Raw genomic sequence first — 11751 nt, forward strand, 5'->3', positions numbered from 1 at the left:
TTGAGATCATCCTTTTACTTCACTTATTTGCCTGTACTCCCAGAACCAGTCCCCGGACCTTTGTCATCATCGTCATCATTATTGCCGTTTCCTGTGCCTGGGTTCGTCGTGTTATTGGACCCACCGTTGTTATTGTTTTCCCCTCCGGTTGTATTGGATGGGTTGGTATTGTTATTCGTACCTGTGTTGGTGTTTGTATTCGTATTTGAACCGGTATTTGTGTTAGTACCTGTATTAGTGTTGTTTCCTGTATTGACATTGGTATTTGTACCAGTATTTATACCAGTATTTGTCCCTGTATTCGTACCCGTATTAGTTCCAGGTGTATTGGTATTGTTATTATCTACAACAACTGGAGGCTTGGTCAGAGCGTGCAGTTCGACACGCTGGATAGGGGCATAGAAATCCTCACTGTACACGAGTGTTTCCATGACTTTGCCTGCAACGTCAGTAGATGTGCGGACCATCTGGATATAGGAGCCGTTTTTACCCGCTTCCTTTACCTGCTTTCCAGTACCAGGGACCGTTGCAGAATACTGAACGACCGTTTTGGGTGAAAGTGTCTGCGTCTCCACCTGTTTCACGTCATACACATAAGGTAGTGGCCCGCCATTCAACTCTCCGGATAGGGAGCTTGAATCAGCGGATAGTGTGATAATAAAATCGCTGCTATTTGGATTGGTAAAAGCGAAATCCATCTTTTCCATTTGAAAGCGTGCTTCATATCCAGCAGTTGCCCAGGCAGGTAATTCCTTTGAAATATGACGCTCCACGATTCCAAAGTTGGTTGGCGCTATAAGCTCGAACAACATCGAGGCAAACATGCTTGCCGCCTCATCCGATAATGTCACCTCTTCATTGGTCAACCATGTTTCCACGGAAAACATTTCATTGCCTCGAAGCTTTATCTCTTTTCCGTTCAATGCTGCATTCAGTTCCGCTCCGGCAGTCTGTCCGAATAGATTCAGTTTCACTTGGAGAGCGGTCTGATTCATTACTTCTTCATCGACGAGATAGTTGGAAAAGGAAAAAGTATGATCGCCCTCTTTCAGTTGGGACGCCACTTCCTCCAGATCCTTTTTTAATTTTTCCGTATCCATGGCAGAAAAAATGTCACTTGTCTGGGAGAGCGCTTCAATCTGCTCCAGCAGCGTTCCATTAGGAAGTTCCACTTTTAACTTGTTCTGGGAGCCATCCACGGCATATTCCACCGATTCGGATATGTAATAAGTAAAGGCATCTTTAGGAAAGGGCTGTATTTCCCCCGCCCATTCAAAATAGATGGTTCCAGTGGTTAACCATGTGTTTTTAGCTGCCTCCATTTTTTCCGTCGCATCCGGTTTGGATGTGTTGCTCACCTCTTCATTCGCAATAAGTGTCGCCTCCGCGAACGAATTGGTGTGTGGAAGCCACTGATTGGTTACCAAGGTTCCAACCTGGGAAAATCCAAATATAAATACTGTACATACGAGCAAAGCAACTAGCAGCTTCAGACTTTGCATCCTGTTCCCTCCAAATTTTCGATCAGCTCATCGGACAGTTCTTCAAGTGCAGGCTTGCTTCTTGAAGCTTTTGAAGAATGGGCTGATTAGGTGATTCTATTTTTTTGTTCCATTGTATTCTGAGATTGAATAGTTTCTGTTTCTTTTGAAGTAATGAATAATGGTAATCGTTGAAGTAGGATAGCGGTTAGCAGTAGAAGAAGTACCATTGATAGTATGCTATGCCATAAAGTGAGAAGTTCAAATATGTATATTCCTAATACGCTGACTAGAAAAGCGATCACTGGAATGACCCATTTTCCTATTTTAGAAAATTTCATTGGAAACAAAAAGAAGAGTGCCGTCAGTAAGAGAAGTGCCAGTCCGGCAAATAGATAATCCCCCAAAGTCTCACCGCTTTCTATGTATTTTTTACGGAATTTGTAGAGCGAAGTAGACTATTATTATTGTATAATAAAGCCAGGTAATTTGAAATAGTAGATTACAAGATAAGACATTTTATTAAAAAAATGTTTTTCCTCTCTATTACTTTTCCTTCCCTTAAATCCCCTTTTATAAAGAGAGTTTTCCCGTCGAACTCCCTGTTTTCTTCCGTTCCAGGTGTTCGCTTTCCGAGGGGCGGTGCTTGAGCCTCCTCGCTTTGCTGTGGGGTCTCAAGCTACCGCTATCTCCCTCCGGAGTCTCACACCTTGCACTCCAGTCAACAGGGGGACATAGTTTTCAACCAAGGCAAAAGAAGAAAGATTTTTACAGACCTCATACAAAAACTCCCGCCACCTTTGACGGGAGTTTTCGTTTTCCATTATGATGTCTTCCTATACTCCGCAACCTTATTCCTTCCAGCCTGTTTTGCCCCGACATACATCGCGCGATCGGCATGGCGGATCAGGTCGAGCGTGTCTTCCGCATCATCTGGCGCAGTTGCAAATCCGATGCTTGCCGTTACTTTTACAAGCTGGGCACCTTGGGTATCACGGATGTGCTGCTTGAGCGGGAACGACCTTGTGGCCAGATGGACCCTGATGCGTTCGGCCAGTTCAAAGCATTGTCCTCGCTCCACATTCGGAAGCAGGATGACGAATTCCTCGCCGCCATATCTTGCCACCGTCCCTTTGTTGCCTACAAGGGCTGTTAGTCGATCAGCGACCTGCATGAGGATTTCATTTCCGCTCTGATGTCCGTACACATCATTGATTTTTTTGAAATGATCTAGATCCAGCATGATGAGTGAGAGAGATTTAGATTGGCCATTGTTCAGCTTATCATACTCTTTATCAAGTACACTTTCGAAAAATCGGTAATTATATAGCTTGGTCAACGCACAACGTTCGCTCTTTCGTTTGGTCTCTTGGTAATGTCGTGCTTTTTCCATTGCCACCCCGAAATAGGAGCAAAGAATATCGACTATCATCAATTGTGATTTATCGTAGGTACGTTTAGAGGAGCTTGCGAGCAGTAAAAGCCCTTCAATTTTATGATTCCGGATGACCGGGACACACATCAGACTCTGTATGGAAGCCGGAAGATGTGTTTTAGACATCTGCTTCCATTCTTTCTTCGTTAAATAGCAGACGCTTTTTCCGCGTTTCAATACATAGGCTAGGAGTTCTTCATCATCTGTATGAAGGATGGTATTGGCCTCGATGCTGTTCTCCTTGTCCATCACACGGAGGACCTTCATGATTTTTTCCCCGTTTACGTCAATGATGGCAGCGTAATCAACCTTAAAGAGAGTGGAGATCTTTTCAAGGAAAACATCCAATACCCCTTGTGTATCAAGCCTTTCGGTTAACTGATGTCCGACATCCGCTGCTTGTTGGAGGTGGACGTTAACCTTCTGACTGGAATGATAGAGTTGAAGGATCAAGGTGAGAATGACAAATGGCAAACCGACATATAACAATGCAACCGCTCCGACTTGTTCATAGAGGGTGTAGAGGATCAACCCTACCGGTAGAACCATGATGCTTGTAATTCCATCCCACTTTGTGTCGGAAGTGATGAATTTACTTTTTCGTTCATAAATGGATACCTGTATAAAATATAGGCCAACTGTGTTTAGTGTGAAATAAACCATTTCATGTGCAAGAATCGGTGTAAGGACGCCAATATTCAATAACCTCGTATCCCCGTGTGTGCCACCAAGAGAGTAGAAAACAAAACCGGCAACCAATGATATGCTTGAAAACATAAGCACATTAATGGGAATACGGACTAGATTCTGCCTGTTCACACGCATATAGACCATCAGTGCAAGAACGGAGATGAGCGTCACTACCATCTCGATAAATAAACCAAAGGACAGAAGGGCAGCAAGCGACACACCTTGTGCAAGAAATAGTGGTACCTCTCCAACCACTATCGGAATAAGAGCAAGTATTATCGCTAACGCTATAAATCCAACAAGGTGCCACACTGGCAAATCTTCCAAAACAACGGGAGAAAGCTGATATCCTAGCCATAAAAAGATGGGGACCAATACAACAAAGCTTGTCCATATCACCATTTCCTTTTGGCGATTCACTGCCTGAGCTACCAAACTAACCCCTCCCTTCTCTATCCATTTTTCGACGCACTTTTGCAATAATTAAATATTATCAAATTTTCTAACATTTGTCACAACAAAAATAGGATAAATATCCCTTATTCCTTTTCCCCACTTTGTGTGAGATAAGACCTAGTTTCGGAAATAAAATATAAACTCCCCGTAACAAGCAGCATAAAATCATCATCCAGCCTTGATACAGCAGCATCCATGGCTGTTTTCCAATTCTCTTCAAACTGTTTAGTATGGTGATGACTTAGATGGAAAATATCTTCTGCCCGAGCAGCTCTAGAAAAATCAAAGGAAGTAAAAATAATTTCAGATGCAAGCTTTTCCAACTGTCTCACCATCGATTCAATCGGTTTATCTTTTAATGCACTAAATAAAACGACTATCTTCCTTTTGGCATATCTTCTTTCGACAGAACGCACCAATGCTTCCATTGCCTCGTCATTATGTGCCCCATCGATGATAATTAGCGGGTTACGGCTAACCACTTCAAACCTTCCCGGATGCTTTGCTTTTAAGAGACCTGCTTTTAGATGTTCCTCCTCATATTCGGTTAGCCCCATCTTTGCTAATGTCAAGTAAGCCTTAATTGCAAGTGAAGCGTTAGCTACCTGATGTTCTCCCTGCATCGAAATTCTTACGTTCTCTATCAATCTTTTTTTACCATTAAAAGTAAACTCCTCACTTACCTGCTCCCTTTCTACTAGTGAATAGGCAAAATCCTCTCCACTGAAATAAGCAGGACTTTCGTTGAGTACTGCTTCCTTTTTGATTACTTCCTTTGCTTCCTGTTTTTGTTCACCACTAATAATCGGAATGCCTTTTTTAATGATACCAGCTTTTTGATAGGCAATTTCTCCGATGGTGGTCCCCAAGAAACCGATATGGTCAAACCCTACATTGGTAATGATGGAAAGCACCGGTTTTATGACATTTGTTGAATCTCCTCTCCCACCTAGGCCAACCTCGATCAGAGCAAAATCTACTTTTTTCAGGCAGGCAAAGTAATAGAATGCCATGACAGTCTGCAATTCAAACTCGGTCAATCCGGCTTCTTCCAACCCACTCTCATTAAAAATCTCTATTATCTCCACCATTTCCTTATCCGATATGTAGTGTCCATCCACGGAAATCTGGTCATTTATGTATTGATAGGCAGGGGAATGGAAAGTACCAACCCTATGCCCCCCCTCTTTCAGCATACTTTCCAAAAGTCTTAGTGTAGAGCCCTTGCCGTTCGTTCCTCCAATGTGCACTATTTTTATTTGATCCTGAGGATTACCGATCTTCTCCAAAAAACGGACCATCCGTTCCAACCCCAGGTTAATCTCGCTTTTCATTGTAAAACTAATATGCTCTTGAAGCTCCTTAAATGAGGTAAACATATTGTACTCCTTTTTGATTTGTTTTTTCTATCATAGTATAGAAACCAATAGTAGAAGTCGGGATAGCCTTAGGTTAAAATAATGGATGTTACCACTTTTTATCATTCCATAATTATTGTTATAGCAAACTTTATCATAGAAAACGAGGGCTTTACCATGTCAAATTACCTTTGCTGGATCATTTATAACGGAAACCTGCCTGAAGAGAAATTTATTGAGATGGCTACTTGGATCAATAATGTGGCAATGGAGCATTCCATCTCAAGCAAACTCGTGAAAAACAATCAACTGATTCCAGCTATTGTGGACGGAAAGCCAGATCTGATACGTGCTCATGACGAACCACTTCCGGATTTCATCATATTTTTTGATAAAGATGTGATTCTTGCCAAACATCTTGAACTGATGGGCATACCTGTCTATAACAGCGCCGCTTGCATTGAGACTTGTGATAATAAATCTCTCACCTTCCAAGCGCTTGCAGGAAATGGTATTCCTATGCCTAAAACACTGTTGGCTCCCTTGGTTTTTCACGTCCACCAAGACTATGAGACCTTTGATCGAGCTGGAGAAGTTCTAGGCTTTCCGTTGGTAGTGAAGGAAGCCTATGGTTCATTCGGCATGCAAGTGTATCTAGTGCATAACATGGAAGAACTGCTTGGGAAAGTGAAGGAAATGGGGAACCGCCCGTTTCTGCTACAGGAATTCATTGCATCAAGCAAAGGCAAGGATATTCGCTTGAATGTCGTGGGTGATCAAGTTGTTGCGTCCGTGATGCGTATCTCAGAGACTGACTTTCGAGCAAACGTCGGCAATGGCGGAAGAATGATCAAGTATAATCCCACAGAGTATGAAAAAGAATTAGCCATAAGAAGCTCGAATCTGGTCGGAGCGGACTTTGCCGGAGTTGACCTGCTGATCGGAGAAGACGGCTCGCCGCTTTTATGTGAAATCAACTCCAACGCCCACTTCAAAGCTGTCCATAGCTACACCGGGATTAATGTCGCTACCTATATTGTCTCCCATATTATAAAAAAATGGAAAGAGTCGAGATGATGAGAAAAAGAGGCTGGCTTATATACGAGGAGAAACATTCCAAAAAGAACAAATCCTTTATTCAATGGTTTGTGGAAGAATCCGAAGAGTTAGATATAGACTTGACGTTCCTGCTACAATCCCAGATATTCTTTGGTATAAGGGATAGTCAGTTGGAAATAATGATCGATGGGCAAAAATCTGAAGCTCCAGACTTCGTCGTCATGCGAAACATTTCCCCCTTGTTCAGTGAGCAATTGGAGCGCATGAACATTCCATGCTTCAATTCCCATCAAGTAGCCGCTATTTGTAATGACAAGGCAAAAACGCATCAATTTTTGGCAGGGAAAGGCATCCCGATGCTGGATACTTATTTTGTTACGTCCGATGAACTTCAACCTGGAAACCTTCCCCTTCCTTACCCGTTTGTGGTGAAGTCATCAGCAGGCAGAGGTGGAGTCGAGGTGTTTTTAGTAGAAAATGAGGAGCAGTTGGAGACAACCAAAGAAGAGCTTTCCTCCCTCCCACTCGTTGTTCAACCACTAGCCGAGGTACCCGGAAAAGATCTACGTGTATATGTGCTCGGCAAAGAGATTGTAGCAGCTGTCCTGCGTACCAATGAAAATAGTTTCAAAGCGAACTACTCCCTAGGGGGCTCGGCTGAAGTTTACACGTTAAGTGATGTGGAGCGGGAATTGGTGGAGAAGATCATGGATCAATTCGATTTCGGCCTCGTTGGCGTTGATTTCTTATTTAACGAAAAAGGGCAACTTCTTTTTAATGAAATAGAAGATGTGGTCGGCTGCCGGATGCTGTGTCAGACAACCGATATCAATATTGTGAGGCGTTACCTGGAATTCATTTTGGGGAAGCTTGATGCAACCGGGGGTAAATCATGAAATTTCAATACATGAAGGAAGCCCTCCCCTACGTGTACGCTTCCTATCTAAAAGCAAAGCCCCACCAGAGAGAGTTAGATGATGCAATTATCCGGTCACCACATTTAACGAAGGAGCTGTTGGCAAGCTTAGGCCTGCTCCTCCCAAAGGAGAAAGTCATCCTGGTTACCGGAAGTAAAGGTAAAGGCTCCACATCGAGAATGATCGCTGCCATCCTCCGCCAAAAAGGGTACAAAGTCGGCCTATACACCTCCCCTCACCTTGTCGATTATAACGAGCGAATCAGAGTGAACGGAAAAGCCATTTCAGATGAAGCGTTTTTAAGCCATCTTAATGATCAATTACCTGCTATTGAAAAGATACTGGCATCTATAACAAATCCCCAGCAATACCTTGGTCCGACAGGTATTCTGCTCTCTATCGCTCTTGCCCATTTTATAAAAGAAGAGACCGATATCAATGTCATAGAAATAGGTAGAGGCGGTACATACGATGACACGAATGTTCTTGAAAACAATTGGGCTGTCTTATCGAGAGTGATGGAGGAGCACATAGGTTACCTGGGAAATTCGCTCGAGGAGATTGTCGGACATAAAATCGGGATTGTGAAGGAATCTACGGAACATGTGATAGTTGGAAGGCAAACGGAACAGGTAAGGCAAATAATGATGAAAAAAATTGTCCAGCATCCATTGTTTTTTGATGAAGATTTTTCCTCCACCTTAAAGAGTGCAATTTTGAAAGGAAGCATATTTTCCTTACAGACCAAGCTGAGTACATATGGAGAAATCTCCCTTCCGTTGCTTGGCTCGTTCCAGGTCGAAAACGCCGCACTTGCCATACAGGCCTGTGAAACGATAGTTGGCGAACCAATAGATGAAGCCTTATTAAATAATTGTTTTCGAGAGTTAAGGTGGCCAGGCAGATTGGAAGTGGTGGAGGAGCATCCTACCGTCGTGTTGGACGGCTCCATTAATCGGGTTTCTGCTGCTTATCTAAAGGAAGTACTTCCCCTTGTGGACGCAACTAAAGTAGCTACGATCATTGCTATCCCGGAAAATAAAGATTATGAAGGGGTCATAAACGTATGCAGTGAGTTTTCAGATATACTCGTTGTTACCAAACCTGACCACTCCCATAAAAGCTTTCCAGCGGATGCATTAACGGTTGCACGTAGATATCATAAGGGAGCAATGGAGGTAAGCTTGCTATCAGAGGCTGTTCCGCTGGTGCGAAGCTTTGAACCTACCCTCATCTTTATCGTTGGTACTCAGTCGATGATCGGCAGTGCCAAGGAGATTTGGAAGGATTCTTTGAATGATATTGGATAATTAAATGCTTCGGCCACCTCTTGAACTTGGGAAAGAGGATAGCCGGAGCGTTTTTTAGTTAGTTTGAATTTTAGGATTACTGGATTTCTAGTTTCTACATTTCCCAGACCCACTTGTACATTTCCCAAACATACTTCTACCGTTTAGCTTAATACTTCTACCTTTCGCAGGCGAGATTCTACTGTTCACCGGCTCTCTTCTACCTTTCAACAATTTTCGACACACGCACTCAGCCACTAGATCCCCCCACCTAACTCCAATAAAAAAATCCTAGGCGACTACCCCTTACTTAGGACAGCCACCCAGGATCTATTTTACAAAAAGCACTTATCCCTTCAACTCATCAATGCGAGCTTGAACAGCATCACGCTTTTCTACATAATCTTGCTCTTTTGCTTTCTCTTCTTCAATTACATTTGCTGGTGCTTTCGCGATGAAACCTTGGTTGGAAAGCTTCTTCTGAACCCGCTCCACTTCCTTATCAAGCTTCGCAAGCTCCTTGTTAAGTCGAGCAATCTCTTCGTCAATGTTGATCAGCCCTTGCAACGGAAGAATCAATTCCGCTCCCGTTATAACAGCTGTCATCGCCTTCTCGCCGCCATCTAAAGCAACATCCGTCCCGATCAACAACTCACTTGGGTTACAGAAACGCTCAAGATATGATCGGTTTCGTTCAAGCTTGCCGGAGATCTCGGAAGTCTTTGCTTTCACAAGCAGTTTAACCTGCTTGCTCATTGGTGTGTTCACTTCAGCACGTACGTTACGAACGCTGCGGATGATGTCCACTAGCAGACGCATATCGGACGCTGCTTCCTTGTCTGTCAGCTCATCGCGAACTTCCGGCCATTTTGCAACCGTGATGGACTCGCCTTCGTGAGGAAGCTGTTGCCAGATTTCCTCTGTGATGAATGGCATGAACGGATGCAATAGACGCATCGTGTTATCTAGTACATAAGCGAGAATCGAACGGGTTGTCTTTTTCGCCGCTTCATCTTCACCGTACAATGGAATTTTCGCCATTTCGATATACCAGTCACAGAAATCATCCCAGATGAAGTTGTAAAGGGCACGGCCCACTTCTCCGAATTCATACTTCTCGGCAAGCTTCGTAACTGTCTCAATCGTTTCATTCAAACGAGTCAGGATCCACTTGTCTGCAACAGATTTTTCACCGCTCAAGTCAATATCCTCAAACTTCATATCACCCATGTTCATCAATGCAAAACGGGATGCGTTCCAGATCTTGTTGGCAAAGTTCCAAGTGGATTCCACTTTTTCATAGCTGAAGCGCAGGTCCTGACCTGGTGAGCTTCCTGTAGATAGGAAGTAACGCAGGGAATCCGCTCCGTACTTCTCAATAACATCCATTGGATCCACACCGTTTCCAAGGGATTTACTCATCTTACGGCCTTCCTCATCACGAACAAGTCCGTGAATCAATACGTCTTTGAATGGACGCTCACCAGTGAACTCCAACCCTTGGAAAATCATTCGGGAAACCCAGAATGCAATGATGTCATAGCCGGTTACTAAAGCATCTGTTGGGTAAAAGCGTTGGAAATCAGGTGATTCCGTTTCAGGCCAGCCCATTGTGGAGAACGGCCATAATGCGGAACTGAACCATGTATCAAGAACGTCCGTATCCTGCTCCCACTTTTCGATATCTTCCGGAGGGTTATGGTCAACATGGATTTCTCCTGTTTCTTTGTTATACCAAGCCGGAATTCGGTGGCCCCACCATAGTTGACGTGAGATACACCAATCGCGAATATTTTCCATCCAGCGCATGTATGTGTTCTCAAATCGATTTGGTACAAAATTAACCTTGTCTTCTTGGGACTGAAGGTCGATTGCCTTGTCCGCAAGCGGCTGCATTTTAACGAACCATTGTGTAGAAAGATACGGTTCTACCACCGCTCCACTACGTTCACTGTGCCCAACAGAATGCAAGTGCTCTTCTATTTTGAAAAGAACGCCGCTTTCCTGAAGGTCTTTAACAAGCTGCTTACGGCACTCAAAGCGGTCCATGTCTTTGTACTTGCCTGCTTTTTCGTTCATGCTGCCATCTTCATTCATAACAAGGATACGCTCTAGGTTATGACGGTTCCCGATTTCGAAATCATTCGGGTCATGGGCAGGGGTGATTTTCACTGCACCAGAACCAAATTCCATGTCAACGTAATCGTCTGCAACAATCGGAATCTCACGGCCTGTGATAGGTAGTGTCACCATTTTACCAATCAAGTGCTTGTAACGCTCATCTTCTGGATGAACAGCAACAGCTGTATCCCCAAGCATTGTTTCAGGACGGGTTGTTGCAATTTCAATATGTCCAGAACCATCAGTAAGTGGATATCTCATATGGTAGAACGCACCTTGAACATCCTGGTGGATTACTTCAATATCAGAAAGGGCCGTTTTAGTTGCCGGATCCCAGTTGATGATGTATTCACCGCGATAGATAAGACCTTTTTTGAAAAGTGTAACAAAAACCTCATTAACTGCTTTGGAAAGCCCTTCGTCCAAAGTGAAGCGCTCGCGGCTATAATCAAGGCCAAGGCCAAGCTTGGACCATTGTTCTCGGATATGCTTTGCATATTCGTCTTTCCATTTCCATGATTCTTCCATGAATTTTTCACGGCCGAGTTTATAGCGGTTAATCCCTTGGTTGCGAAGCTTTTCATCCACTTTCGCCTGTGTGGCAATTCCAGCGTGGTCCATTCCAGGTAACCATAGAACGTCAAAGCCTTGCATGCGCTTCATACGGGTGATGATGTCCTGTAGGGTTGTGTCCCATGCGTGACCCAAGTGAAGCCGTCCTGTTACGTTCGGTGGTGGGATAACGATGGTGTATGGTGTTTTGTCCTGGTCGTTCGTCGCTTCAAAGAAACGGCCGTCCAACCAATATTGGTATCGGTTTTTTTCAATTGTTTGTGGATCGTATTTTGTCGGAAGGTTTACTTCATTCATTTCCATCCTAATTCCTCCTATTCTCTTTTAGAAAATGGCTCTGTTAACACCGCTGTTGATTTCCGCGCTAGGCTT

At 43.8% G+C, this 11751-nt stretch carries 7 protein-coding genes; 3 read left to right on the top strand and 4 right to left on the bottom strand.

Annotation, left to right across the window (positions count from 1 at the left end; translation table 11 throughout):
• Positions 1–23 precede the first annotated feature (23 nt).
• From AB685_RS05720 to AB685_RS05735, 3 genes are all read right to left on the bottom strand, one after another.
• Positions 24–1502 (bottom strand): VanW family protein, encoded by a 1479-nt coding sequence (locus AB685_RS05720; protein ID WP_047969509.1) that lies wholly within the window; start codon positions 1500–1502, stop codon positions 24–26.
• Between the two features lie 802 nt (positions 1503–2304).
• Positions 2305–4041 carry a sensor domain-containing diguanylate cyclase gene (locus tag AB685_RS05730; RefSeq protein ID WP_053073735.1) on the bottom strand — a complete coding sequence of 579 codons (1737 nt, stop codon included), beginning with the start codon at positions 4039–4041 and terminating at the stop codon, positions 2305–2307.
• Positions 4042–4145: 104 nt separating this feature from the next.
• Positions 4146–5441 (bottom strand): folylpolyglutamate synthase/dihydrofolate synthase family protein, encoded by a 1296-nt coding sequence (locus AB685_RS05735; protein ID WP_047969511.1) that lies wholly within the window; start codon positions 5439–5441, stop codon positions 4146–4148.
• A gap of 156 nt (positions 5442–5597) precedes the next feature.
• On the opposite strand from AB685_RS05735, the gene AB685_RS05740 reads away from it, so the two are divergent.
• The 3 genes from AB685_RS05740 to AB685_RS05750 are packed head-to-tail and all read left to right on the top strand — an operon-like array spanning position 5598 to position 8706.
• The gene (locus AB685_RS05740; RefSeq protein ID WP_047969512.1) at positions 5598–6497 is read left to right on the top strand and encodes a RimK family alpha-L-glutamate ligase; all 900 of its coding nucleotides are present in this window, start codon (positions 5598–5600) and stop codon (positions 6495–6497) included.
• Entirely contained in the window at positions 6494–7375 is an 882-nt protein-coding gene (locus AB685_RS05745; RefSeq protein ID WP_157860701.1) for a RimK family alpha-L-glutamate ligase, read from the top strand. The genes AB685_RS05740 and AB685_RS05745 overlap by 4 nt, the downstream gene beginning before the upstream one ends.
• Positions 7372–8706 carry a Mur ligase family protein gene (locus AB685_RS05750; protein ID WP_047969514.1) on the top strand — a complete coding sequence of 445 codons (1335 nt, stop codon included), beginning with the start codon at positions 7372–7374 and terminating at the stop codon, positions 8704–8706. Before AB685_RS05745 ends, AB685_RS05750 begins: the two co-directional genes overlap by 4 nt.
• A 327-nt stretch (positions 8707–9033) precedes the next feature.
• Here the strand turns inward: AB685_RS05750 and AB685_RS05755 are convergent, their stop codons facing one another.
• Entirely contained in the window at positions 9034–11682 is a 2649-nt protein-coding gene (locus AB685_RS05755; RefSeq protein WP_047969515.1) for a valine--tRNA ligase, read from the bottom strand.
• Positions 11683–11751 lie beyond the last annotated feature (69 nt).

This window comes from Bacillus sp. LL01, from assembly GCF_001037965.1.

Excerpts from the sequence above, each read along its gene's own strand:
- AB685_RS05755 (WP_047969515.1), bottom strand. The coding sequence starts at position 11,682 with ATGGAAATGAATGAAGTAAACCTTCCGACAAAATACGATCCACAAACA.
- AB685_RS05750 (WP_047969514.1), top strand. The coding sequence starts at position 7,372 with ATGAAATTTCAATACATGAAGGAAGCCCTCCCCTACGTGTACGCTTCC.
- AB685_RS05745 (WP_157860701.1), top strand. The coding sequence starts at position 6,494 with ATGATGAGAAAAAGAGGCTGGCTTATATACGAGGAGAAACATTCCAAA.
- AB685_RS05740 (WP_047969512.1), top strand. The coding sequence starts at position 5,598 with ATGTCAAATTACCTTTGCTGGATCATTTATAACGGAAACCTGCCTGAA.
- AB685_RS05720 (WP_047969509.1), bottom strand. The coding sequence starts at position 1,502 with ATGCAAAGTCTGAAGCTGCTAGTTGCTTTGCTCGTATGTACAGTATTT.
- AB685_RS05735 (WP_047969511.1), bottom strand. The coding sequence starts at position 5,441 with ATGTTTACCTCATTTAAGGAGCTTCAAGAGCATATTAGTTTTACAATG.